We start from the raw sequence: 24407 nt of genomic DNA on the forward strand, positions 1-24407 counted from the left end.
AATGGTGATCTGGGTCACTCCGGGATGGGGTGGATGCCGATTCCGTTGTGCCGTCGGGGAGTTGACGCGGAGCGTTCACCCGTACGAGCGGAACGGGCCGCCCGGTGGACGCGAAGGCCGTCCGCGCCCCGGGACGGTCACGCCTCGTCGAGACCGCGCTCTATCGCGTATCTGACCAGCTCGACACGGTTGTGCAACTGGAGCTTGCCCAGGGTGTTCTGGACGTGGTTCTGCACCGTGCGGTGCGAGATGACGAGCCGTTCGGCGATCTGCTTGTACGAGAGGCCCTTGGCGACCAGCCGCAGCACCTCGGTCTCCCGCTCCGTCAGCCGCGGTGCGCCCGGCTCGTCATCCGTCGCGGGCGCCGGCTCCGTCGCCAGCCTGCGGTACTCGCCGAGGACCAGGCCCGCGAGTCCCGGCGTGAAGACCGGCTCGCCCGCGGCCGTGCGCCGTACCGCGTCCAACAGCTCTTCCGTGCTGGCCGACTTGAGGAGGTAGCCGGTCGCGCCGGACTTCACCGCCTCCAGCACATCGGCGTGCTCGCCGCTCGCGGAGAGCACCAGCACCCGCAGCGCGGGATTGCCGCCGACCAGTTGCCGGCACACCTGCACGCCGGGCAGACCCGGCAGATTGAGGTCCAGGACCAGCACGTCGGGCGCCGCCGCCTGCGCCCTGCGGACCGCCTGGGGCCCGTCCCCCGCCGTGGCCACCACGTCGAGCCCGGCCGCCGCCAGGTCACGCGCCACCGCGTCCCGCCACATCGGGTGGTCGTCGACCACCATCACCTTCAGGCCGGTCTGTTCACTCACGTGTCCGCCTTCCCCCGTCGTCGCCCTCGGACGCAGCGCCCTTGGGAACCGTCAACTCCACTTCCGTGCCCTGGCCGGGGACCGAGACCCAGGCGGCGCTGCCGCCCAGCTCCGCGAGCCGCCCGCGGATCGAGAGGGCGACCCCGAGCCTGCCCTCGCGTTCGGCGTCCGCGAGCCGGCCTTCGGGGATGCCGGGGCCGTCGTCGCGCACCGTCACGATCACCGCGTCCGGCTCGTCCTCCACCAGGATCCACGCCTGGGCCCCGTCCCCCGCGTGCACCTTGACGTTGTCCAACGCGGCACCGACAGCAGCCGCGAGACCGGCGGCGGCACCGGCCGGCAGCTCCACCGGGGCGCCCGGTTCGGAGAAGGTGACGCCACGGCCCGCGTACGGCGCGAGCAGCGCGCGGACGTCGCACGGCGCCCCCGACCGCGCATCCGCGCCGTCCTGCGCCGGCACCACCACGGGAGCGCCCGCCGCTTCCGTACGGGGCGCGGGCACCAGGCCGCTGGAGACCAACGTCCGCAGCGCGACCTCCTGTTCGCCCGCCATCCGGCCCAGCTCCGCGGCCTCACCGCCGATCGCGGCGCCGCGCCGCTGCACCATCGCCAGGACCTGGAGGACGCTGTCGTGGATGTCGCGGGCCAGCCGCTCCCGCTCGCGGGTCGCCGCCTCGATCTGGAGGGCGCGGGCGAGGGTGCGCTCACTGGCGCGGGCCACCTCGACGACATAGCCGATCGCCACGCTGGCCACCCAGACCAGGACGACGTTGTGGATGGTGTTGCCCGCAAATTCCTCGCGTTCGACGAGGTTGGCGACGGCCACCGCGCTGGACGCCGCCATCGCCCAGCGCCAGCCGCCCTTGATCGCGAAGCCCAGGACGGCGCCCGCGGTCCAGATGGACGGCAGCGTCGCCGCGCCGCCCATGATGCGCTCGTGCGACTCGACCAGCATGGTGAGCAGGATGCCGCCCACCGCGAAGGTCAGGTCGGCGAGGAGGAAGGACCGCGTGCAGCGCTCGGCCGAGGTCGTCCGGTGCCAGGTCAGCGCCATCCAGACGGTGAGCGCCCCCATGTAGCCTGCCGCGCCGAGCGGGTGCTCGTACTCGCGGTACTGGGAGGCGACCAGGCACAGGGTGTAGATCAGCGTCAGGACGCGGTAGCCGGTCAGCGCCCGCCACAGCGGGAGTTCGACCGACATCCGCAGCTTCTGCGGCGGCTTGCCGCGGCTCCGGCCCGGCGCGCCGCCGCGCCCCGCCGTCCGCATGTCGGTGTCGGTCATGCCCCCACCCCTTCGCCGGGCACGGCTACGCCCCGGCCCCGGCCTTGCCTTCGCCGTCCGTTCCGTCGCGCCCGGCCCTGCCCGGCTCGGCCTCGGCCTTCTTCTTCGCCTCGGCCGCCTTGGCCGCCTCGGCCATCTGCCGCTTGGCCGCCGTCGCGTAGATGTCGACGTACTCCTGGCCGGACAACTTCATGATCTCGTACATCACTTCGTCGGTGACCGACCGCAGGATGAAGCGGTCGCCCTCCATGCCCTGGTAGCGCGTGAAGTCCAGCGGCTTGCCGATCCGGATGCCAGGACGGATCATCTTCGGCACGACCTTGCCCGGAGGCTGCACCTTCTCGGTGTCGATCATCGCGACGGGGATGACCGGCGCACCGGTCGCCAGCGCGACCCGCGCCAGGCCGCCCGGTTTGCCGCGGTAGAGCCGGCCGTCGGGCGAGCGGGTGCCCTCCGGGTAGATGCCGAACAGCTCACCGCGCTCCAGCACGTCGATCCCGCTCTTGATGGCGGCCTCGCCCGCGCCCCGGCCGCCCGAACGGTCCACCGGCAGCTGCCCCACACCCTTGAAGAACGCGGCCGTCAGCTTGCCCTTCACACCCGGGGACGTGAAGTACTCGGCCTTGGCGATGAAGGTGACCTTGCGGTCGAGCACCGCGGGCAGGAAGAAGGAGTCCGAGAAGGACAGGTGGTTGCTCGCGAGGATCGCCGGACCCTCGGCGGGAATGTTCTCGATGCCTTCCACCCAGGGCCGGAACGCGAGCTTGAGCGAGCCGCCGATGGAAAACTTCATTGCGCCGTAGATCAACCGACTGCCTCCTGTGTGTGACGCAAAGACCTTAACCTGCCCCCGGCGACCGGCTCGCCGCAACGGGGCTGCCGCCGCCCCGCCACGGACGGCCCCGGCCCCCCGCGGTGCCCGTCGACGCCCTCCGGCCTACCCGCACGGCGTCACTCCGCGTACGCTGCAAGTGACCTGCCAGGCCCCTTTACCGATCGGAGTCCCCCGGTGCCGCTCCTTCCCGGAGCCGAGCCGTTCCGCCGTGACGGCGGAGAGGTCGGCGTCCTCGTGTGCCACGGCTTCACCGGCTCCCCTCAGTCCGTCCGTCCCTGGGCCGGGTATCTGGCCGACCGGGGGCTGACCGTCGCGCTGCCGCTGCTGCCAGGTCACGGCACCCACTGGCAGGACATGCAGGTCACGACGTGGCAGGACTGGTACGCGGAGGTGGACCGCGAGCTACGGGCGCTGCGGGAGCGCTGCGCGAAGGTCTTCGTCTGCGGCCTGTCGATGGGCGGCGCGCTGGCGCTGCGGCTCGCCGCCCGGCACGGCGACGCGATCAGCGGGGTGGTCGTGGTGAACCCGGCCAACAAGATGCACGACGCGGCGGCGCCGCTGCTGCCGGTGCTGCGGCACCTCGTCCGCACCACCAAGGGCCTGGCGAGCGACATCGCAAGGCCCGGCGGCGCCGAGGTCGGCTACGACCGGGTGCCGCTGCACGCCGCGCATTCGCTGCGCCGGTTCTTCCAGGTGGTGGACGCCGAACTCCCGCAGGTCACCCAGCCGTTGCTGGTGATGACCAGCCCGCAGGACCACGTCGTGCCGCCCGTCGACTCGGAACGCATCCTGGGCCGGGTCTCCTCCACCGACGTGCGCCAGACGCTGCTGGAGCGCAGCTACCACGTCGCCACGCTCGACCACGACGCCGAGCAGATCTTCCGCGACACCGCGGCCTTCATCTCCCGGCTGGCCCCGGAGGCGCTGACGGACGCGGCGGACGAGAGGACGGCGGGCCGTGGCGGAGCCTAGCCCTCGCGATCCGCGGGATCCGCTGGACGAAGAGGCCGCCTGGGCCGAGATCGTGGCGGGGTACGGCGAGGAGCCGCGTATCCCGGGGTGGGAGGACCTGCCGCGCGATCCGGACCACGAAGGGCGTGCGGGCGAGGACGGCGGCGCCCCGGCCGGCCGGACCGGAGCGCCGGACCTGACCAAGCCCGACCTGACCAAGCCCGACCCGGCGAAGCCCGCAGCGGACGGTGAACGGCCCGCCGCGGACACCCGTCCCGACGGCATCGGCGAGATCCAGGAGCGTCCGCGCAGCGGCCCTGGTGCGCCCGGCGGCGGCTCGCCCGGCAGCTTCGTCGTCTACGCGCCGGGGGTCGGCCCCCGCGACTGGGAAGCCGGGCAGCCGTCCGACGACGACTTCGACGACAGCGACGAAGGCCACTTCACGCCGCCCGAGCCGCCGCCGCTGCCGCAGGCCGACGTGACCGCGAAGTTCGCCTGGCTCGCGGTGCTCGGCGGTCCGCTGCTGCTGCTCGTGATGGTGCTCTTCCAGCAGCCCATGACGTGGTGGATCACGGTGCTGGGCGTCGGCGGTTTCCTCGGCGGCTTCGGCACCCTCGTGGCCCGGATGAAGAGCGACGACGAGGACGACGACGGCCCGGCGCCGGGCAGCGGCGCGGTGGTCTGACGCGGCTCAGGGCGCGTCGGCCGGCACCCGCAGCGCCGCGAGTACCGGCAGGTGGTCGGTGGCGGCCGTGAGGTCGGCGGCGCGCACACCGGGCAGGCCGTGCGGCACCCCGCAGCCCAGCACCTCGATGCCGTCGGTGGTGAAGACCGCGTCGATCCGCTGGTGCGGGTCGCGGGGCGTGGACGTGAACTCCCCGCCCCACGGCTGCGCCGCCCACGCGTCGGTGAGCGCGCCCGCAAGACGCCGGAAACTCCGGCCCTGTGGCCGGTCGTTGAGGTCGCCGGCCACCACCGCGTACGGCACGTCGAGCCGCTTCAGCCGCTCCAGCAGCAGCCCCGCCTGCGTGTGGCGTTCCCCGGCCGCCAGGCTGAGATGGCAGCTGAGCACGCCGAGCCTGGCCCCGCCGATCCGTACCACCGCGGTCGCCAGACCCCGCTGGTGCAGGCCGGGGGTGCGGGGCAGCAGGACGTCGTCGGTGCGCTCCACCCGGGCGCGCAGCGAGGAGAGGATCATCGGCCCCGCGGTGGTGGCGCCGCCGGTGACGTACACCAGGCCGCTCGCCCTGGCCAGCCGCTCGGCGGCCTTGCGCCAGCGGAAGAACCGCGGCGCCTCCTGGACCAGCACCAGGTCGGGGGCGCAGGCGCGGATGACCCGGGCCAGTGCCGCCCGGTCGTCGCGCAGCGAGCGGATGTTGTAGCTGAGTACCCGGACGACGGCCGAACCGTCGGGCTCGGTACGGGAATCGGGCAGCGCGATCACGGATTCGGGTCCTCTCACCGGCGGCGTCACCGCCACGATAGGACAGCGCCCGCCGCATCCCCACAGGGCGCGGCGGGCGGCACAGCTCAGCCCTGGCGCGCCAGGTCGGCGGCGCCCACCAGACCTGCCTTGCCGCCGAGTTGGGCGGCGAGCACCTGGGCGTGCGGACGCCACTGGTTGCCGACCAGCCAGCGGCGGAACGACTTGCGGATCGGGTCGAGCACCAGCTCGCCCTCGTCCGATACGCCGCCGCCGACGATGAAGGCCGACGGGTCGAAGAGCGAGGCGAGGTCGGCCAGGCCCGCGCCGGCCCAGCGGGCCAGCTCGCGGAACGAGTCGATGGCGACCGGGTCGCCCTGCCGGGCCGCCTCGCTGATGTGCCGGCCCTCGATGCCGGCGGACGTGCCGTCGCCCAGCGCGAGCAGCACCTCGGCGTTCTCGGGGGTGGCGAAGGCGCGCTGGCGTGCGTAGCGCAGCAGGGCGCGGCCCGATGCGTACTGCTCCCAGCAGCCCTGGCTGCCGCAGCCGCACAGCAGGCCGTCCGGTACGACCCGGATGTGGCCGAACTCCGCGGCGACGCCGAAGCGTCCGCGGCGCAGCTTGTTGCCGATGATGATGCCGCCGCCGAGGCCGGTGCCGAGCGTGATGCAGATGACGTCGCTGTGGCCCTGGCCCGCGCCGAAGCGGTACTCGCCCCAGGCCGCGGCGTTGGCGTCGTTCTCCACGACGACGGGGAGGCCGACGCGCTGTTCGACCTTGTCCTTGAGCGGTTCGTGGCGCCAGTCGATGTTCGGCGCGAAGAGGACCGTGGCCCGCTTCTCGTCGACGTAGCCCGCCGCGCCGATGCCGACCGCCTCGATCCGGTGGGCGGCGCCGACCGTGCGTACCGCGTCGGCGATGGCCTCGGTCAGCTCGTCGGTGGCCTGCGGAGTCGGTACCGTGCACGTCTCCAGGATCGAGCCCTCTTCGTCGACCACGCCGGCCGCGATCTTCGTGCCGCCGATGTCGACGCCGATGGTGAGTCCCATGTGTCCCTCAGTTTTTCGCTCGAACCCCGCCGGGTCCAACCGTACCGGAGCACCTGGGGCCCGGATGTCAGTCGAGATCGATCCGCTCGGTGCCCGACGGGCCGTCGTCGTCCCGGGGGTCGCCGGTGCGTCCGGTGCCTTCGCTGCCGGGCGGGCGGCCGGTGCCAGCGGGGCGGTCGGCGGTGTCCTCGCGGGTCCACCGGGTCTCGCTGCCCTCGACGGCCGAGCGGTAGGCGGCGAGGAGCTCGGAGCCGGCCGCCGCGAGGTGGTCGAAGACGTCGGGATGGCGCTCGACGACCGGTTCGACCGCGGCCTTCGCCTGCTTGAACAGCTGGTTGACCGCGCCCTGTGCGGCCATCCCGCCCAGGGCGCCGGGCAGCTGGATCCCGGCGAGCTTGTCGGTCACGGCCTCGGCGAGCTTGCGCAGCTCATCGGCCGCGCTGCCGGGCTGCGGGCCGTGCTCGGCGCGGTGCCTGGCCTGCTCGGCGGCGAGGTCCTCGGCGCAGGCCGTCTCCCAGGCATCGGCTTCGGGGCCGGCCGTACGGTCGGCCGGTCGCTCGGTGGCATCACTCATGGTGAACTCCGTGGACTCCTGCGGCGGGCGGCTGCGGCGGCGCGGGGCGCAGCGGCAGCCGGGACTCACATCCGACGGTACCCGAACGGGGGTACCCGGTTCAGTCGCTCACGGGCCAGAGCGCGGGATCGGGGGTGAAGCGGATCTCCAGGGCACCCTCCCGCAGTCCGGCGCCTGAGACGGTGCAGCGGCGCAGCGCGGACGGCAGGGTACGGATGCGGCGGTGGCGGCCGACGGTGACGACGATCTCGTCGCCACGGCGCACCAGGCCGAGCCCTTCGCGCGCCGCACCGGGCAGCGGCACCCGCCAGACCAGCAGTCCTTCGGTGGCCAGCCGGTCGTCGACGACCCACGGGTCGGCTGCGCCCCCGGCGTCCTGCGGTGCCGCCCCGGCTATCTGCCAGGTCTCGTCGCCGCACCCGTCGGCCAGCGCGTCCAGGGCGTCGATGCCCTGCGGGTCGCGCCCCAGGTGCCCGACCTCGTGCACGGGGACGTCGGGGAACTCCTCGCGGAGCACCTTGAGCGCGTCCTGCTGGCTGCCGGAGAGTCCGGCGAGGAACGGGTCGGCCGAGCCGGTGGGCAGCAGCCGGTTGACGAGGACGGCGTCGGTGCGGCGGCCGTGCAGGGCGAGTCCCGCGCGCACCGCGCGCAGGGTGCCTGCGGCGACCGGTCCGGCGTCGGTGACCAGCCGCACGGTCGTGCCGGGTGCGTCGATCACCCGCTGGACGGCGGCGAGTTCGGCCTCCCAGCGTTCGGCGGCCTCGTAGAGCTTCTGGGCCGGCATGGGGACGCCGGCGAGCTGGGCGAGCACCGGGCGCAGGGCGCGGGCCGCCTGGCGTTCGGCGGGCAGCAGGCGGCGCAGGTAGCGGCGTACCTGGGCGGGCAGCGCGAGCAGCCGGATCGTTTCGTCGGCGGGCGGCATGTCGACGACGACGGCGTCCCAGGCGTCCGACGCGGCCTCGGTGCGCAGCGCGTGCAGCAGCGCGAAGGCTTCGGAGCCGGGGAGTTCGGTGAGTTCGTCCTCGTCGAGCGGGGCGGCGCCCAGCAGGTCGAGGGCGGCGCCCGCGCGGTCCTGGAAGGAGAGGAACTCCTGCCGGAAGCGGTCGCCCGGGTCGATGCGGCGGGCCGTGAGGCCGGGGGCGATCCCGGTGGGTGCGTCGGCGGCGATCCGCGCGCCGAGCACCGTCTGCGGGGCGCTGCTCTCGGTGGTGAGCAGCAGGGTCCGCGCTCCCCGCCGGGCGGCGGCCAGGGCGGTGGCTGCCGCGAGGGTGCTGCGACCGCTGCCGCCCGGGCCCGTGACGAGGAGGGTGCGCACGGTCAGCGCTTCTCGGCCTCGTCGGCGGGCGCGGGGCCGTCGGGGCCGCTCTCGACGCGCTTCTTCAGTCCGGCCAGCGCGCGGTCGATGATGACCTTCTCCGCCTTGCGCTTGATCATGCCGAGCATCGGGATCTTGACGTCGACGGTGAGCTGGTACGTCACTTCGGTGCCCGCGCCGCCGTCCACCGCGGCGAGGCGGTAGGAGCCGTCGAGCGCCCGCAGCATCTGCGACTTGACCAGGGACCAGCTGACCTCGTGGTCGCCGGTCCAGGTGTAGGCGAGGGTGTGGTCGTCCTTGATGGCACCGGCGTCGAGCAGCAGCCGCACCTGCGCGGCGCGGCCGTGGTCGTCCTTGGCCAGCACTTCCGCTTCCTTGACCTCACCCGTCCACTGCGGGTAACGGTCGAAGTCGGCGATCACTCCCATCACCTCGGCGGGTGCCGCCGCGATCGTGATGCTAGAGCTGGTGTGTTCGGCCATCGCCGTGACTCCTCCATGCCGATCCCTGCCGGTCCCGCCGGCCCGCCGACCCGCGTCGAACCCGGTGTCTGTGCTGCTGAAGGCTACCGCGCGGCGGAAGGCCGCCGGACACCAGCGGGCCTACGGGCACCGGGCCGCGGGACGGTGCCCTGCGCGCTCACCACTCCAGCACGTACGGCGTGCCGGTCGCGTTGAAGTGCCCGACGTTGACGCATTCCGTGCCGCCGATCCTGACCCGGCGGGCCAGCGGCTGGTGGACGTGGCCGAAGAGGGCGTAGCGCGGCCGGGTGGCGCGGATGGCGTGCAGCAGGGCGGAGCTGCCGCGTTCGAAGCGGCGGGCGACGGTGTCGTAGCAGAGTTCCGGGACGTCAGGCGGGATGTGGGTGCACAGCACGTCCACCTCGCCGACCGCTTCGATCTTCGCCGCGTACTCCTCGTCGGAGATCTCGTAGGGGGTGCGCATGGGGGTGCTCAGGCCGCCGCCGACGAAGCCGAAGACCCGGCCGCCGATCTCGATCCGCCGGCCGTCCAGGACGGTGGTGCCCTCGCGGGCGAACTCGGGCCACAGCCGCGGGATGTCGACGTTCCCGTAGGTGGCGTAGGTGGGGGTGGGGAAGGCGCCGAAGAGTTCGGCGTACTGCTTGCGGACCGCGCTTTCGATGACCGTCTCGCGGTCGTGTCCGGCGGCGTCCAGTTCGCCCCACAGGCGGCGCCCCAACGCGTGGGCCTCGTCGAAGCGGCGGGCGGTGCGCAGGGCGACCAGCCGGCCGGCGTTCTCGGCGCCGAAGAGGTCGGGGAAGATCCCGCGGCCGTGGTCGGCGTAGTCGAGGAAGAGGACGAGGTCCCCGAGACAGATCAGCGCGTCGGCGCCGTCGCCCGCCCTGGCGAGGTCCTGGCTGTTCCCGTGTACGTCACTGACCACATGCAGTCGCATGGGCGCAGCCTAAGTCGTCGTCACGGGCTCCGGGCAGGGCCCCGTGGACCTGCGGTTACTTTCGGGTCACCGGAGCGCTGGTCTAGTCTGCGCGCAGCAGTCCCATGGCGTGTCGCAGGCATGTGACGCATCGAACATCTGGCCGTAACCCTCTATGCCAACAGCAATACCGGTGGGTAACGTCCGGGCAGTCCAGGCCCCCTGCCTGATCATGGACCGCAACCGGTGCAGCACACAGCGTCGTGGCACCGGCGCCAATGAGGAGCAGCAGTCTTGCGCGAGTTCAGCCTTCCGGCCCTGTACGAGGTCCCAGCAGACGGCAATCTGACGGATCTCATCCGCCGAAATGCCGCGCAGCACCCGGATGTTGCGGTCATGGGGCGCAAGGTGAACGGCGGGTGGCAGGACGTCACGGCCACCGTCTTCCTCGACGAGGTCAGGGCCGCGGCCAAGGGGCTGATGGCGTCCGGCATCCGGCCAGGCGACCGGATCGGCCTGATGTCGCGCACCCGCTACGAGTGGACGCTGCTGGACTTCGCCATCTGGAGCGCCGGAGCGATCACCGTCCCGGTGTACGAGACCAGTTCCGCCGAGCAGATCCAGTGGATACTCGGCGACTCCGGCGCGGTGGCCTGCCTGGTGGAGACGCCGGCGCACGAGGCCGCCGTCGAGTCGGTGCGCGACCGGCTGCCGGGACTGGAGAACATCTGGCAGATCGAGCGGGACGCCATCGCCAGGCTGCACGCCGCGGGGGACGGCATCTCCGACGAAGAGGTCGACGAACGCAGCGCGCTCGCCGACGCGGACACCCCCGCCACCATCGTCTACACGTCCGGCACCACCGGCCGTCCCAAGGGCTGTGTGCTCAGCCACCGCAGCTTCTTCGCCGAGTGCGGCAACGTCGTCGAGCGGCTGCGCCCGCTCTTCTCCACCGGCGAATCCTCGGTGCTGCTCTTCCTGCCCGTCGCGCACGTCTTCGGGCGGCTGGTGCAGGTGGCGTCCGTGATGGCCCCCATCAAGCTGGGCCACGCCCCCGACATCAAGCACCTCACCGACGATCTGGCGTCCTTCCGGCCGACGCTGATCCTGGGCGTCCCCCGGGTCTTCGAGAAGGTCTACAACGGGGCGCGCGCCAAGGCGCAGGCCGACGGCAAGGGCAAGATCTTCGACAAGGCCGCGGACACCGCCATCGCCTACAGCCAGGCCCTGGACACCGCGGCGGGCCCGAAGTTCGGCCTGAAGCTGAAGTACAAGCTCTTCGACCGCCTCGTCTACGGCAAGCTGCGCGCGGTGCTCGGCGGCCGGGCCACCCACGCCATCTCCGGCGGCGCCCCGCTCGGCGAGCGCCTGGGCCACTTCTACCGCGGCATCGGCTTCACCGCCCTGGAGGGCTACGGCCTGACGGAGTCCTGTGCGGCCACCGCGTTCAACCCGTGGGACCGCCAGAAGATCGGCACCGTCGGCCAGCCGCTGCCCGGCTCCGTGGTGCGGATCGCCGACGACGGCGAGGTGCTGCTGCACGGCGAGCACCTGTTCACGGAGTACTGGAACAACGAGACGGCGACCGCCGACGCGCTGTCCGACGGCTGGTTCCACACCGGCGACATCGGCACCCTCGACGAGGACGGCTACCTCGCCATCACCGGGCGCAAGAAGGAAATACTGGTCACCGCTGGCGGCAAGAACGTCGCCCCTGCGGTGATCGAGGACCGCATCAGGTCGCACGCGCTGATCGCCGAATGCATGGTCGTCGGCGACGGCCGCCCGTTCATCGGCGCGCTGATCACCCTCGACGAGGAGTTCCTGCCCCGCTGGGCCGAGGAGCACGGCAGGCAGGGCACCACCGCCGCCGCGCTCGCCGGCGACCCCGAGCTGCTCGCCGCCGTGCAGCGCGCGGTGGACGACGGCAACGCCGCGGTCTCGAAGGCCGAATCGGTGCGCAAGTTCCGTATCCTGCCGACCCAGTTCACCGAGGAGTCGGGACACGTCACGCCGTCGCTGAAGCTCAAGCGCAACGTCGTGGCGAAGGAGTTCGCCGAGGAGATCGAGGCCATCTACCGCGGCTGACAAGGCTGTTGGGCACGGGCGGGACGCCGCGGGCGCCCCGCCCGCGGCCTACAGCAGTTCCTTGAGGCGCTCGGCAAGCAGGTCCCAGCGCCACTTCTCCTCCACCCAGGCGCGGCCCCGCTCGCCCATCCTGCGGCGCAGCGCCGGATCTTCGAGCAGCGCCACGATCCGTTCGGCGGCGGCAGCCGGGGAACCGCCTGGCACCACCCAGCCGGTCTCGCCGTCCCGCACCGCGTCCGGCGCACCGCCCGAGTCGCCCGCGACGACGGGCAGGCCGGTGGCGGACGCCTCCAGGTAGACGATGCCCAGGCCCTCCACGTCGAGGCCGCCGCGCCGGGTGCGGCAGGGCATCGCGAAGACGTCACCGGCGCCGTAGTGGGCCGGCAGCTCGTCCCAGGGCACCGCGCCGGTGCAGCGCACCGCGTCCGCCACCCCCTTGGCCGCCGCCAGCGCCCGCAGCTCCTTCTCGTACGGGCCGCCGCCGACGATCAGCAGCACCGCGTCCGGCACCGCCGCCAGGATCGCGGGCATCGCCTCGATGAGGGTGTCCTGCCCCTTGCGCGGGACGAGCCGTGAGACGCACACCACGACCGGCCGGTCCGTGAGCCCGAGCCTGGCCCGTACCTCGTGGCCGCCGGAGCCGGGGTGGAAGGTCTTCTCGTCGACGCCGGGCGGGAGTTGGGCCATCCGCCCGGCCGCTTCGGGGGTGAGCGCGGCGGCGATCCGCGACCGGGTGTAATCGCCGAGGTAGGTGAGGGTGTCGCAGCCCTCGCCGATCCGGCGCAGCAACTGCCGGGCGGCCGGCAGCTGCGCCCAGCCCGCCTCGTGGCCGTGCGTGGTCGCGACGATCCGGCGGGCGCCCGCCGACCGCAGCGCCGGCGCCATCAGACCGAGCGGCGCGGCGGCACCGAACCACACCGACCCGCAGCCGTGCTCCCGCAGCAGGCCCGCGGCCCGCCGGGTGACCCGGGGCGTCGGCAGCAGCATCGTCGTACGGTCGCGGATCACCGGGAACGGCTGCTCGGCGTCGAACGCCGCGGTGGCCTCGACGCCTTCCCTGCTGCGCTTCCAGGTCGAGGCGTAGACGACGACCTGGGTGGGGTCGAGCCGCAGCGCCATGCTGTGCAGGAACGCCTGGATGCCGCCGGGGCGGGGCGGGAAGTCGTTGGTGACGATGAGGGTCTTGTGCACGCTGGTCTCTCGGCGTCGGTCTCGGCGGCGGGCCCGCCAGGTCGTGAGGGCCCGCCGCCGACAGTACCGGCTCGGCTCGCGCGGCGGCCCGGTGGCGGCCCGCGCCCGGACCCGTCCGGCATCATGCAGGGACGCCCCGTGGCGGCGGGCGGCAAGGGCAGGACCGGCCGGCAAGGACGCGTTGACGATGACATCCCGCGGCACCCGCGGCACCCCGCGGGCGGTGCTGCTCCCCGTGACAGCGTGGGCGGCGACCCGCGCCGTGCTGCTGCTGTGCGTCCTGAAGGTGCTGGTGGTGCCGGGGCCCGACGTGACCGGTGATGTGTCGGTGATCTACCAGGGCTGGTCCGACGTCCTGCGGACCGGCACCTTCCCGGTGGACGACGTCACCTGGCAGTACCCGCCGGGCGCCGCCCTCGCCGTCCTCTCCCCCACCCTGCTGCCGTTCCTCGGCTACGCGCACGCCTTCTTCGTCCTGCTGCTCGCCGTCGACGCCGCCGTCCTCGCGCTGTTCCTGCGGGCGGCCCGGCGTCCCGGCAACCGGCAGGCCGGCGCCTGGGCCTGGGTCGCCGGGGTCGCGCTGCTGGGCCCGACCGCGTACGCCCGCTACGACCTGATGGTCACCGCCGTCGCGGTCGCCGCCCTGTTCGCCGCCGCGCGCAGGCCGCGGGTGGCCGGTGCCCTCATCGCGTGCGGCACGCTGCTGAAGGTGTGGCCAGCGCTGCTGCTGTGCGGGGCCGCGGTGCGCGGCGGGCGGGCGCGGGCGCTGTGGCGCACCGCGGCACTCTGCACGGCGGCGCCGACCGTGTGCTGTGTGGCCGCCGCGCCGGGCGCCCTGTCCTTCATCGGCGCCCAGCGTGGCCGCGGCACCGAGGTCGAGTCGCTCGGCGCCCTGGTCCTCCATGTCGCCCGGCACTTCGGCTGGAGCGGCCGGGTGCTGCTGAACTACGGCTCGATGGAGTTCGTCGGCCCGCTGGTCCCGCAGGTCAGCGCGGTGGCTCTCGCGCTGTCCTGCGCCGCGTTCGGCTGGCTGCTGCTGTGGCGGATGCGGGCGCGGGCGCTGACCGCCACCCTGTGCGCCGACGCCGCGTTCACCGCCGTGCTGCTGTTCACCACCACCAGCCGTGTGATCAGCCCGCAGTACCTGCTCTGGCTGGTGGGGCTCGCCGCGGTGTGCCTGACGGCGCGGGCGGGGCGGCAGGGCCTGCCCGCCGTCCTCGTCCTGCTCGCCACCGGTGTCACGTTCCTGGAGTTCCCGCTCGGCTTCGCCCACGTCGTGGCGAGCGACGGCACGGGCCTGACGGTGCTGCTGCTCCGCAACGGCCTGCTGGTCGCGGCCTGCCTGCTCGCCTGCCGCCGGCTGTGGCGGGCGACGGCGGCGCCCCCTGCCGCCCACCGCGCGGACGGCGGGCCCGCCGGGGAGGTCACCGCCGACCGCGCCCAGGTCAGCTCAGCTCGCCCTTGACGTAGGCCCGCCATCGCCGGGTGAACTCCGTGATGCCGATGCCGAGTTGGGCGCGCATCGTTTCGTCGATGCGCGTGCTGCGGCCGGCCGGCTGCCGGTGGTCGTCGGTGCCGTCCCGGGCGGACGGCGGGGCGGCCGTGCGCGCCACCGGGCGGGCCGCCGGGCCGTTGCCGCCCGGGGTGGCCGCGCTGTGTCCGGCCGCCCGGTAGAACGCCCGCAGCTTCGCCTCGCCCCACTTGTCGGCGATCATCCGGCAGGCCAGCCAGCCGCCCTCGTACGCGGTGGCCAGCCGGTCGGCGCCACCGGTGAAGCCGAAGTCCGCGTCGGTGGGGAGCTGCTGCGGCGGACGGCCCGTCGCCACCGCGCGGGAGAGTTCCGGCGCCGCGATGCCGGCCCTGCGGTCCTTGCCGCGGTAGGCGACCCAGTCGGCGAACCCTTCGGAGAGCCACAGCGGCGTCGATCCTGTGGTGTCCGTGCGCGTGGCGACATGGGTGATCTCGTGGGTGAGCACCACCGCGCGCCCCAGGTCGTTCAACTCCTCGTAGGCGTCCGGGTTGACGATCACCCGGTCCGCGGGCGCCTTGGCCGCCGCGCCCGCCTCGCCGGTGGTCACCGCCGCGATGCCGGTGTAACCGGACGCGTCGCCGCTGCCCAGCAGCTGCGCCATCTGCGCCACGGAATCCGGGGCCTCCACCACGACCTGCCCCGCCCAGGCCCCCTTCCAGGCCGAAGAGACGGCCGGCACCGCGGCGTCCGCCCGCTTCGCCAGATCGCGCAGCCGGCCCGGGTCCGCCGCGCCGCCCAGCACCAGGCTGTGCCGGCCGCGGACCACCCGCACCGGGCCCTGGTCCCACAGCTGACGGGTGCCGGTGTGCCCGGCGGCCGTCGCGTCGGTGTCCGACGAGATCCGCCAGCCGCCGCCGCGCCGGGTCAGCGTGAGGTACTGCACGGAGGTGACCGGCTCCGCGTCGTAGCCCTTGAGGCGGTAGCTGAGCTTGACCTTCGCCGCCAGCCGCTCGCCGTCGCCGGGCGGCAGCGGGAAGGCGTCGGTGGCGACCAGGTCGTAGCGCCAGCCGGTCAGCGGCAGCCCCGCGAGGTTGCCGAACATCCGGCGCTGGCGGTCACGGTAGCCACTGGGCCGCGGGTCGACGGAGGCGAGGAAGGCGGCCTCGTCGTGCTGCGCGACGGCCCGCGCGCGGGCCGCGAGCATCCGCTGGACGTCCGGGTGGCGGGACTGCGGCGGCGCGCCGCCCGCACAGCCGGCCAGGGAGGCGAGCAGCGCGATGACCAGCACGGCGCAGCCCGCCGTCCGGGCCCGTGACGGGTGTCGCGCACCTCGCTGACCTGCCATGCGGCCGATCGTATGCGCGGGCGCTCGGGGGCAAAACCGCTGGGGCTCCGGTCAGGGCCGCACCACGGACGTGACCGGCATCATGCCCACCGACTCGTAGCGCACCGGCGCACCGGGGTGCGGGGCGTGCACGACCTGCCCGCCCCCGACGTACAGCGCGACGTGGCTCGCGTCCGACCGGTAGATGACGAGGTCTCCGGGGCGCGCCTGACTGAGCGGCACCCGCCGTCCGGCGCCCCGCTGGGCCTGCGAGGTGCGCGGGATGGAGACACCCGCCCGGCCGTAGGCCCATTGGGTGAGGCCGGAGCAGTCGAACGAGGAAGGCCCGGTGCCGCCCCAGACGTACGGGGCGCCGAGTGCGCCGACCGCCGCCCGGACGGCCGCCGCGGCCCGCCCCGACGGCGCCACGGCCCCGCCGGTGTCGGGAACCACCCCGGCCCGCCCGTCGTCCCGCGACGACCGGTAGGCGGTCCTGGCGTCCGTGGGCATGTCCTGCAACATCCGGCGGGCGGCGGCCAGTTTGCGCTGGACCTCCCGCTTGTGGCGGGCCATCGCCTCGCGGCCCGCGGCCAGCTCGGCGAGGGTGTGCGCGGTCTCGCTGCGGTGCTGGTCCAGCACCCGGCGGGCGGCCAGCAGGGCGCGCAGTTCGCCGGCCCTGCTGCGGTGCAGCCGGTCGAGGGTGGCGGCCTTCTCCAGGTAGGCGCCGGGGCGTTCGGAGAGCAGCAGCCGGAGGGTGGGGTCGATGCCGCCGGCCCGGTAGTCGGCGGCGGCCAGCGCGCCGACCTTGCCGCGCAGCCGGTTGACCCGCTCCTGCGCGCGGGCGGTGCGGTCCTGGAGGTTCGCCGCCCGCACCCGCAGCTCATCGGTCCGCTCGTCGGCGCCGTTGTACTTCTCGGTGGCCCGCTCCGCCTGGGCGTAGAGCGCGTCGACGCGGGCGGCTGCGGCACGGTGATCAGCGGTCGGGTCGGCGGTGGCGGGGGCCGCGGAGAGGGTGGCCGCCGCGGTCGCCAGTACGGCCGACAGCGCGGCGGCCCGTGCGCGGGTGAGCGGTCCTGGCTGCGAGGTACGGCGATGGGACACGCGGGCCGCACTCCCTTCCGTGCAGCCCCTGCCGTCCGGGAGGACGGTCGTGACCGGCGGCTGCGAGGGCAGACAGTAACCGGGCCACTACGCGGCGGCCAATAACCCCTGCCGGTACGCAAAATGCCGCCCCGCCGGTGACTGTGCAGGTCACCGGCGGGGCGGGAAGTCAGCGGAGCGAGCCGCAATTCGCCCGTTCGGGCGGCAGGTTGGGCCGTGTCAGGGCCGCACGCCGTACTGGAACGGCATGTTGTTGATCGATTCGTAGCGCACCGATGCGCCCGGCTTGGGGGCGTGCAGCACCGTGCCGTTGCCCGCGTACAGGCCGATGTGGTGCAGGTCGCCGTAGAAGAGCACCAGGTCGCCCGGCTTGAGCGCGCTCTGCGATGCGATCCGGGTGCCCGCGCCGGCCTGCGCCTGCGAGGTGCGCGGCAGCGACTGGCCGGCCTGCTGGTAGGCCCAGGAGGTCAGGCCCGAGCAGTCGAAGGACGACGGTCCGGTGTCGCCCCAGACGTACGGCGCGCCTATCTTCGACTGGGCGGCGGCCAGGGCGGCTGCGCCGCGCTGCGAAGCGGGCACGTCGTCACCGAGGTTGACCCGGTCGTTGCTGCGGTCGGCCCGGTTCTCCTTGGCCTGGAGGGCGGCCTTCTCCTTGGCCGTCAGGGTGTTCAGCAGCTCCTGGGCCTTGCCGAGCTTGCCCTTGATCTCGTCCTTCTTCTCGCCGAGCGCCTTACGGGTGTCGGCGAGGTCCTGGATCTTGCTCGCGGCCTCCGCGCGCTCCTGCGCGAGGCGGCGCTGCTTGTCCGCGATGACCTTGAGCTGGTCGGCCTGCTTGCCGCTCAACTGGTCGAGCGTGGACGCCTTCTCCAGGTAGGTGTCCGGGTCTCCGGAGAGGAAGAGCTGGACCGAGGGGTCGATGCTGCCGCTGCGGTACTGGCCGGATGCGACCGCTCCCAGGCCCTTGCGCAGCTGGTTCAGCTCGTCCTGGCCGCGGGCGACCTTGTCCTGGAGGTCCGCGACCTCCTTCTGGAGCTTCTCCTGGTCTTCCTTGGCCCCGTTGTACTTCTCGGTGGCCTGCTCGGCCTGCTCGTAGAGCTTGTCGACCTCGGACTTCACGTCCTTCTTCGACTGCTCGGGGGCGGCCTGGGCGGCCTGGGACGAGAGGGCAACGGCAGCGGCGGCGGTCGCGGTGAGCACGGTCACACGAATACGGCTCGGCTGCTTGGGTCGACGGTGGGACGCCACGAAGGCGAGCTCCTTCTTCCTCCAGCCGCCTACCGGGAAGTGGGGGGGTGAGACCCCGGCTCCGCGTGAACGCCGCGGACTCGGCGGTTCCTTCACTGTTCATCCCGGTTGGATGATCAACTGCATGAAGGTTCGAGGCCCGACCTTAGTGACCGAGTTGTGATCGCTTCAAATCCTCACGGGAAAAAAACGGTCCGTCAGCCCGAGGTTTTACCAACATCACACAGGCAGTAGCGGGGATTTGACAGCCAGAGACGAAGCAACGGACATATCGCCGCCGCGTCAGGTCCTGGCAAGTCGCTTGAGGAGCAGGGCCGATGCGACCGGACGCGCGCCGGCTTTCGCGACCCCGTCGGCCACTTCCCGGTCCGTGGAGACCACGACGACCGGACGGCCCGGCGGTTCGGCCCTCACCAGCTGACGGATCAACTCGTCGGCCGTCACACCCGGTTTGCTGAACAGCACCCGCACCCCGCGCGGCGGCGCCAGCAGCACCGGCGCCGCCAGCTCCGCACCGTCGAAGACGCAGGTCATCTCCGCGCCGGTCTGGGCGGCGAGCACCGCGAGGCCGCCCAGCAGCCGCAGCCGCTGCTTCTCCAGCGGCATGGTCGGATAGCCGGTCTTGGTGACGTTGTAGCCGTCGACCACCAAGTGGGCCTGCGGCAGCGCCAGAAGCTGGTCGAGCAGCGCCGGATCGGTCTCCGACAGCGCGCGGGTGGCGATGTCCTTGGGCGTCATCCGGCCGGGGGCGACCGCGTCGACGGTGTCCGCCGGATGCACGTCGGCGGGCGGCAGCGCCAGCTCCCTGCGCAGCCCCTGGGCGGCGTCCAGGACGGTGTCGAGCAGCAGCCGCACCCGCATGTCCTCGGTGCTGCGCCCCTCGCGGGCGGCCCGCCTGCTGGTCTCCAGCGCCGTCTCGGCCTCGGCGATGCGCGCCTTGAGCCGGCGCACCTCACTGTCCGCCGCGGTCTTCTCCGCAGCCGCCCTGGAGCGTTCGGCCTCCAGCGCCGACTCGGCCTTGCGCACCGTCGCGGCGCCGCGCTTGACGTCGCTCTGGGCGCTGCGCAGCTTGCGCTGGAGCGATTCGTTCTCCTTGCGGAGCCCGTCCAGGTCGGCCCGCACCCGTTCGGCGTCGGCGCGGGCATCCGTACGGGCCTGCGCCAGCTCGTCGCGCAGCCTGACCAGTTCCCTGTCGGCCTCTTCGCCGGCCCGCTCGGCGCGCGCCCGCTGGGCCTCCTCGCCGGCCGCAGCGACGAGCTTGACCCAGCCGTCGGGGCGGAGCACGTACGCCGCAGCGGCGACGTCCAGCGGGTCGGCGGCGGCGGGCGGGGTGCCGTTCTCCAGGGCGCCGGCCAGCTCCGGCTGGGCCGCGCGGACCTTGCCGGCGATCCGCTGCCGGAACACCGCGTCGCTCTCCAGCGCGGCAGCCATCGCGTTACCGGCGAACTTGGCCCGGCGGGTGGGGGTGAAACGGGCGTACTGCCGCAGCGGCGGCGGGAGTTCGGCCACCGTCAGGGCGCCGAACGCGTCCGCGGCGAGCGCCACGACACGGCGCCGTACGCCCTCGGGCAGCGGGCTGTCGAGGGCCTCTTCGGCCACCCGGCCAGGCGCGTCGTCGTGCTCCGCCCCCGGCTCCCCTGCTGGACGCTCCACCACGGCTGTCTCGCTCCGATCTCAGGTGCTCGCGCCCGGCCGGTCCACCAGCTCGATCTGGTCGACCGCGTTGCACCAGCGGCAGCGCACGGACTCGATGCTCTCACTGAGCACCTCGCGCTCCTCCACCTTCGGCTCCCCGGCGAGGTCGAGGTGGAGGTACTCCACGACCTTCGACCGGCGGGTCACATCGAATCGCGTGAGGTTGCCGCACAGGGTGCAGCGCCACCGGGTTCCGTCCGTCGGCACGGGAACAGCCATCGTGATCGTCCTCTTTCCTGTTCGAGCGTGGTGACCGAAGCTGCGGGCTCACGCGGTGCGCCGTCGGACTGCGGAAGAACGCAAAGTACTGCCCGTAACCCTACGGCCTGACGAAGGGCCGGTGCGGGCACCGTCCAGGAGGTGCCGTGCGGCGAGGCAGTCTGTCCCGATTGCCCGCATTACGTCATGATCGCTTCATGATGGCGCCGCCTCTGCCTCCCCCGCCACCCCACTCCCCCCGGTCCCCGAGGCCCCGGTCGGACCCGCCCGCGACCGCCGGCGCGCTCCGCTCCGCACGCTCCCTGACCGCGGTGTTCTCCCGCATGACGAACGTCCTGATCGGCCTGTGCTGCGCGCTCTTCGCCCTCAGCCCCGCCTCGGGCCTCAACCACCTCTACGGCACCGGCGACACCCTGCTCCAGGCACAGACCGCCTACTTCGCGCACTGGGGCGTGATCCCCCGCGACCTGTGGAGCGGCTCACCGCACGCCCTGCTCACCCCGCTCACCGCCCTGTTCGTGCACGGCAGCTGGCTGCACCTGCTCGGCAACGTCCTGTTCCTCTACGTCTTCGGCGGGATGGCCGAGTCCCGGATGGGGCGGCTGCCGTTCACCGTCTTCTACCTCGGCACCGGCTACCTGGCCCTGCTCGGCTACGCAGCCGCGCACGCCACGTCGGGACAGACCCTGGTCGGCGCGTCCGGCTCGATCTCCGGCGTGCTGGGCGCCTTCCTCTACCTCTTCCCCAAGGCCCGGGTGACCAGCATCTTCCCGTTCCTCTTCTTCCTGCCGCTGCGCTTCCCCGCCTGGATCGTGCTGCTGTTCTGGTTCGTGCTCCAGTGGCTGGCGGCCCAGCGCGACCCCAGCGGCCCCGGCGTCGCCTACCTCGCCCATGTGGTGGGCTTCGCCCTCGGCTTCCTCTACGCGTGGGGCCGCTACCGGGGCGCTAGTGTGGTGGCCACCAGGGGGAACACACCGGCGACCGAGGGAGAGAGCCAGCAGTGATCACGTCGATCGTGCTCATCAAGACCAGCGTGGACCAGATCCCGGAGATCGCCGAGAAGATCGCCGCACTGGAAGGCGTCAGCGAGGTCTACTCCGTCACGGGCGCCCACGACCTCATCGCCATGGTCCGCGTCGCCGCCCACGACGATCTCGCCGACGTCATTCCCGGCCGGATCAGCAAGGTGCCGGGTGTCGCCTCCACGGAGACCCACATCGCCTTCCGCACGTACTCCCAGCACGACCTGGAGGCGGCGTTCGCGATCGGGCTCGACGCGTAGGCGCTGCGCTGGGCCGTTTCCCACGTTGCCGGCTTTCCCGCCGTGGGGGTTTTCCGCCGTTGTGCCTGCGGCGGGCCGTTGTCGCTGCGCGGGGCTGTTCGGGTGAGGGGCCGGACCTCCGGACTTCGTCCTGCGGTCCGGCCCCTCCCGTGTGTGTGGGGGGAAGAGGGTGGGGTGCGCGTCGTCGGTCGGGCGCGCCTCTGTCTCCTCAGCGGGTTGCGTCGGGGACGCAACGGCCTTCCTCTGTGCGGTAGTTCCAGCGGGCGCCGTCCGTCACCAGTTCCTTCACGGCCCGTACGAAGCGGTCGATGTGCTCGTCGGGGGTGCCGGCGCCGAAGCTGACCCGGATGGCGTTGAGCGAGCGCTCGCCGGGGGCCGCCTCGGGGGCGCCGCACTCGCCGGGCTCGTCCGGTTCGCCGCCCAGCAGGGTGCGCACCAGCGGGTGCGCGCAGAACAGGCCGTCGCGCACGCCGATGCCGTACTCGGCCGACAGCGCAGCCGCGAAGTGCGAGCTGTTCCAGCCATCGACGACGAACGAGAGGACGCCGACCCGCGGGGCGTCGTCGCCGAACAGCGACAGCACCCTGACCTCGGGCACCTCGGCCAGGCCCGCCGTGACCCGGGCGATCAGCTCCCGCTCGCGGGCGACCAGGGTGTCGAATCCGGCCTCGGTCAGCGCCTGGCAGGCAGAGGCGATCGCGTAGGCACCGATGACGTTCGGCGAACCGGCCTCGTGCCGGGCCGCGCTGGTGTGCCACTCGACGTCCACGCCGCCGTCCGTACGCCGCGCGACCTTGCGGCTGGCGCCGCCGCCCGCCAGGTACGGCTGGGCCTCCCGCAGCCAGTCGGCGCGGCCGGCCAGCACACCCGAGCCGAACGGCGCGTAGAGCTTGTGTCCGGAGAAGGCGATCCAGTCCACGTCGAGTTCGGCGATGTCGACGGGGTGGTGCGGGGCCAACTGCGCGGCGTCCAGGACGATCCGGGCGCCGTGCGCGTGCGCGGCGGCGGCCAACTCGCGCACCGGCCACAGCTCACCGGTCACGTTCGAGGCACCGGTCACGCAGACCAGGGCGGGTCCGTAGGGCTCGCGCGCGGCGAGGGCCGTCTCCAGCGCGTCGACGGCCTGCTGCGGGGTGCGCGGCGCGTTGAGGTACGTCACCTCGACGCCGGGGCACTGCTCCCAGGGCAGCAGCGACGCGTGGTGCTCGGTCTCGAAGACGAACACCCGGGTGTGCGGGGGCAGTACGGCGGCCAGCAGGTTCAGTGAGTCGGTGGTGGACCGGGTGAAGACCACCTGGTCGTCGGGGCGGCATCCCAGGAAGTCCGCGATCGTGGTGCGGGCGTTCTCGAACAGGTCGGTGGAGAGCTGCGAGAGGTACCCGGCGCCGCGGTGCACGCTGCCGTAGTACGGCGCGTAGCCCGCCACGTCGTCCCAGACCCGCTGGAGCGCCGGGGCGCTCGCCGCGTAGTCCAGCGCGGCGTAGTCGACCTCGCCGCCGGTGACCAGCGGCACCAGGACATCTCGCCCCAGAACGGCCAGCGGGGCACAAACGGAACTGTCGGCGGCAACGGCGGAAACAGGCATGGCGAACTCCCGTGAGAGAAAGGCGAATTCACTGCGTGCGGGCGTACGGCAGCGCGGCGACGCAGTGTGAAAGGAAAAAGCAGAAAGCGGAAAAGGGGCCTTCGGGCCCTATCGCATTCGCTGGTTCACGGAAGATCTCCCTCGAAGACCAGGATCCCTGGCGAGGGATCCGCGCTTGCCGCAGACCTCGCTGACTGCGGCCTGGTCATCACCCGGGGCACCCCGCCACGGACGGAGGGTTGCCGGACAGCGGGCCGGGGCCATATCGCTGTCACTCGTGACCTGGGCAGAATCATGCCACACGCTCCGTACGGCGCAAGCCCGGTCCAGTTTTTGAGATCAAACCGGGCCGGGCTCACGTCCGCACGCCGCAACTGCGGCGCCACACTCAGGCGTTGCTGGCCGCCACCCAGCGCTCCAGGGCCCGCTTGGCCGCACCGGAGTCGATCGACTCGGCGGCCCTGCCGATCGCCGCCCCGATCTGCTCGGTCAGCGGCGCGTCGGTCAGCTCCAGCGCCACCAGCGCGGCGGCGGCGTTGAGCAGCACCGCCTCCCGCACCGGACCGCGCTCCCCGTCCAGCAGCCGCCGCGCCACGTCGGCGTTGTACGAGGCGTCGGCGCCGCGCAGCGCCGCCACGGGCACCAGCGGGATACCGACGTCCCGCGGGTCGAAGGCCACCTCCCGCACCGCGCCGTCGCGGACGATCCACACCCGGGACGTCGCCGTCGTCGTCAGCTCGTCGAGCCCGTCGTCGCCGCGGAACACCAGGGCGGACGAGCCGCGCTCGGCCAGTACACCGGCCAGGATCGGCGCCATCCGGGCGTCCGCGACACCGGTCGCCTGCGCCCGCACCTTGGCGGGGTTGGTCAGCGGGCCCAGCACGTTGAACGTGGTCCTGATGCCCAACTCCCGCCGGGCGGGTGCCACATGCCGCAGCGACGGGTGGAACTTCACCGCGAAGCAGAACGTGATGCCCGCTTCGTTCGCCACCTCGGCGACCCGCCGCGGCGACAGGTCGAGCGCGACACCCAGCTTCTCCAGCACGTCGGACGCGCCGCTCGCCGACGACGCCGCACGGTTGCCGTGCTTGACGACCTTCACGCCGGTGCCTGCCACCACGATCGACGACATCGTGGAGATGTTGACGGTCTTGGCGCCGTCACCGCCGGTGCCGACGATGTCCACGCTCGGCCCCGGCACCTCGATCAGCCGCGCGTGGTCGTACATCGCGCGCACCAGCCCGGAGATCTCCGCGACGGTCTCCCCCTTGGCCCGCAGCGCCACCGCGAAACCGGCGATCTGCGCGTCACTGGCCTCGCCGCGCATGATCCGGTCCATCGCCCAGGCCGTGTCGTCGGCGGCGAGGTCACGGCCCTCCAGCAGGGCGTTCAGTACGTCCGGCCAGGTGCGGGCCGCCACGCTGTCGCCGCCGACCGGGGTCACAACGTTCATGGTCCACACTCCTGGTTCGTGTCCTGCTTGTGGTCAAACCCTACCGAGCCGCCGGAATGCCGGAGGGCCCCGTCCGATCTCAGGACGGGGCCCTCTGGGTGGCGTCACTTACCGCCGTGC

Annotated in this window: 23 protein-coding genes and 1 riboswitch; of the genes, 6 read left to right on the forward strand and 17 right to left on the reverse strand. The window is 73.2% G+C overall.

Annotation, left to right across the window (positions count from 1 at the left end):
• Positions 1–137: 137 nt before the first annotated feature.
• Genes ACGFNI_RS01575 through ACGFNI_RS01585 form a run of 3 tightly spaced genes read right to left on the reverse strand, consistent with a single transcriptional unit; the run spans position 138 to position 2884 of the window.
• Positions 138–809, reverse strand: coding sequence for a response regulator (locus ACGFNI_RS01575; protein ID WP_393679564.1), 672 nt, complete (start codon positions 807–809; stop codon positions 138–140).
• Positions 802–2091 carry a MacS family sensor histidine kinase gene (gene macS / locus ACGFNI_RS01580; RefSeq protein ID WP_393679566.1) on the reverse strand — a complete coding sequence of 430 codons (1290 nt, stop codon included), beginning with the start codon at positions 2089–2091 and terminating at the stop codon, positions 802–804. Before macS ends, ACGFNI_RS01575 begins: the two co-directional genes overlap by 8 nt.
• A 25-nt stretch (positions 2092–2116) precedes the next feature.
• Positions 2117–2884 carry a lysophospholipid acyltransferase family protein gene (locus ACGFNI_RS01585; RefSeq protein WP_393679568.1) on the reverse strand — a complete coding sequence of 256 codons (768 nt, stop codon included), beginning with the start codon at positions 2882–2884 and terminating at the stop codon, positions 2117–2119.
• A gap of 216 nt (positions 2885–3100) precedes the next feature.
• On the opposite strand from ACGFNI_RS01585, the gene ACGFNI_RS01590 reads away from it, so the two are divergent.
• A complete protein-coding gene (locus ACGFNI_RS01590) occupies positions 3101–3898 on the forward strand; it encodes an alpha/beta hydrolase (protein ID WP_393679570.1) in 798 nt (265 codons plus the stop codon).
• Positions 3885–4562, forward strand: a complete 678-nt coding sequence (locus ACGFNI_RS01595; protein ID WP_393679572.1) for a hypothetical protein — start codon at positions 3885–3887, stop codon at positions 4560–4562. Before ACGFNI_RS01590 ends, ACGFNI_RS01595 begins: the two co-directional genes overlap by 14 nt.
• A 6-nt stretch (positions 4563–4568) precedes the next feature.
• Here the strand turns inward: ACGFNI_RS01595 and ACGFNI_RS01600 are convergent, their stop codons facing one another.
• The 6 genes from ACGFNI_RS01600 to ACGFNI_RS01625 form a co-directional block, all read right to left on the reverse strand.
• On the reverse strand, positions 4569–5321 hold the full coding sequence (locus tag ACGFNI_RS01600; protein ID WP_393679574.1) for an endonuclease/exonuclease/phosphatase family protein: 753 nt from the start codon (positions 5319–5321) through the stop codon (positions 4569–4571).
• A gap of 86 nt (positions 5322–5407) precedes the next feature.
• Positions 5408–6349, reverse strand: a complete 942-nt coding sequence (locus ACGFNI_RS01605) for an ROK family glucokinase (protein WP_393679576.1) — start codon at positions 6347–6349, stop codon at positions 5408–5410.
• A gap of 67 nt (positions 6350–6416) precedes the next feature.
• On the reverse strand, positions 6417–6923 hold the full coding sequence (locus ACGFNI_RS01610; protein WP_393679578.1) for a DUF5304 domain-containing protein: 507 nt from the start codon (positions 6921–6923) through the stop codon (positions 6417–6419).
• 100 nt (positions 6924–7023) lie between these two features.
• Positions 7024–8238: an ArsA family ATPase gene (locus tag ACGFNI_RS01615; protein ID WP_393679580.1), complete on the reverse strand. Its 1215-nt coding sequence runs from the start codon at positions 8236–8238 to the stop codon at positions 7024–7026.
• Between the two features lie 2 nt (positions 8239–8240).
• Positions 8241–8720 (reverse strand): SRPBCC family protein, encoded by a 480-nt coding sequence (locus ACGFNI_RS01620; protein ID WP_393679582.1) that lies wholly within the window; start codon positions 8718–8720, stop codon positions 8241–8243.
• 157 nt (positions 8721–8877) lie between these two features.
• Positions 8878–9654, reverse strand: a complete 777-nt coding sequence (locus ACGFNI_RS01625; RefSeq protein ID WP_393679584.1) for a metallophosphoesterase — start codon at positions 9652–9654, stop codon at positions 8878–8880.
• Positions 9655–9927: 273 nt separating this feature from the next.
• Here ACGFNI_RS01625 and ACGFNI_RS01630 point away from each other — a divergent pair, with 273 nt between their 5' ends.
• A complete protein-coding gene (locus ACGFNI_RS01630) occupies positions 9928–11721 on the forward strand; it encodes an AMP-dependent synthetase/ligase (RefSeq protein ID WP_393679586.1) in 1794 nt (597 codons plus the stop codon).
• 48 nt (positions 11722–11769) lie between these two features.
• Here ACGFNI_RS01630 and ACGFNI_RS01635 read toward each other — a convergent pair whose 3' ends face one another.
• The gene (locus ACGFNI_RS01635) at positions 11770–12912 is read right to left on the reverse strand and encodes a glycosyltransferase family 4 protein (RefSeq protein WP_393679588.1); all 1143 of its coding nucleotides are present in this window, start codon (positions 12910–12912) and stop codon (positions 11770–11772) included.
• 187 nt (positions 12913–13099) lie between these two features.
• On the opposite strand from ACGFNI_RS01635, the gene ACGFNI_RS01640 reads away from it, so the two are divergent.
• Positions 13100–14377 (forward strand): glycosyltransferase 87 family protein, encoded by a 1278-nt coding sequence (locus tag ACGFNI_RS01640; RefSeq protein ID WP_393679590.1) that lies wholly within the window; start codon positions 13100–13102, stop codon positions 14375–14377.
• Here ACGFNI_RS01640 and ACGFNI_RS01645 read toward each other — a convergent pair.
• The 5 genes from ACGFNI_RS01645 to ACGFNI_RS01665 form a co-directional block, all read right to left on the reverse strand.
• Positions 14358–15728 carry a hypothetical protein gene (locus ACGFNI_RS01645; RefSeq protein WP_393679592.1) on the reverse strand — a complete coding sequence of 457 codons (1371 nt, stop codon included), beginning with the start codon at positions 15726–15728 and terminating at the stop codon, positions 14358–14360. The genes ACGFNI_RS01640 and ACGFNI_RS01645 overlap by 20 nt on opposite strands.
• A 51-nt stretch (positions 15729–15779) precedes the next feature.
• A complete protein-coding gene (locus ACGFNI_RS01650) occupies positions 15780–16808 on the reverse strand; it encodes an NlpC/P60 family protein (protein ID WP_393679594.1) in 1029 nt (342 codons plus the stop codon).
• A gap of 219 nt (positions 16809–17027) precedes the next feature.
• The gene (locus ACGFNI_RS01655; RefSeq protein ID WP_393679596.1) at positions 17028–18053 is read right to left on the reverse strand and encodes an NlpC/P60 family protein; all 1026 of its coding nucleotides are present in this window, start codon (positions 18051–18053) and stop codon (positions 17028–17030) included.
• Positions 18054–18335: 282 nt separating this feature from the next.
• Positions 18336–19709, reverse strand: coding sequence for an NYN domain-containing protein (locus ACGFNI_RS01660; RefSeq protein WP_393679598.1), 1374 nt, complete (start codon positions 19707–19709; stop codon positions 18336–18338).
• 18 nt (positions 19710–19727) lie between these two features.
• The gene (locus ACGFNI_RS01665; protein ID WP_393679600.1) at positions 19728–19967 is read right to left on the reverse strand and encodes a hypothetical protein; all 240 of its coding nucleotides are present in this window, start codon (positions 19965–19967) and stop codon (positions 19728–19730) included.
• A gap of 323 nt (positions 19968–20290) precedes the next feature.
• Between ACGFNI_RS01665 and ACGFNI_RS01670 the strand changes: the two genes are divergently transcribed.
• Both ACGFNI_RS01670 and ACGFNI_RS01675 read left to right on the forward strand, forming a co-directional pair.
• Complete coding sequence (locus tag ACGFNI_RS01670) at positions 20291–20971, forward strand: rhomboid family intramembrane serine protease (RefSeq protein WP_393679602.1); 681 nt, start codon at positions 20291–20293, stop codon at positions 20969–20971.
• Complete coding sequence (locus tag ACGFNI_RS01675; RefSeq protein WP_136741556.1) at positions 20968–21249, forward strand: Lrp/AsnC family transcriptional regulator; 282 nt, start codon at positions 20968–20970, stop codon at positions 21247–21249. Before ACGFNI_RS01670 ends, ACGFNI_RS01675 begins: the two co-directional genes overlap by 4 nt.
• A gap of 208 nt (positions 21250–21457) precedes the next feature.
• Here the strand turns inward: ACGFNI_RS01675 and ACGFNI_RS01680 are convergent, their stop codons facing one another.
• Entirely contained in the window at positions 21458–22834 is a 1377-nt protein-coding gene (locus tag ACGFNI_RS01680) for an aminotransferase class V-fold PLP-dependent enzyme (protein ID WP_393679604.1), read from the reverse strand.
• A 166-nt stretch (positions 22835–23000) separates the two neighbouring features.
• A riboswitch (SAM riboswitch) is annotated at positions 23001–23117 on the reverse strand.
• Between the two features lie 105 nt (positions 23118–23222).
• Positions 23223–24287 (reverse strand): anthranilate phosphoribosyltransferase, encoded by a 1065-nt coding sequence (gene trpD / locus ACGFNI_RS01685; protein WP_393679605.1) that lies wholly within the window; start codon positions 24285–24287, stop codon positions 23223–23225.
• Positions 24288–24407 lie beyond the last annotated feature (120 nt).

This window comes from Streptomyces sp. NPDC048644 (assembly GCF_043199105.1).
GTDB lineage: Bacteria > Actinomycetota > Actinomycetes > Streptomycetales > Streptomycetaceae > Streptomyces.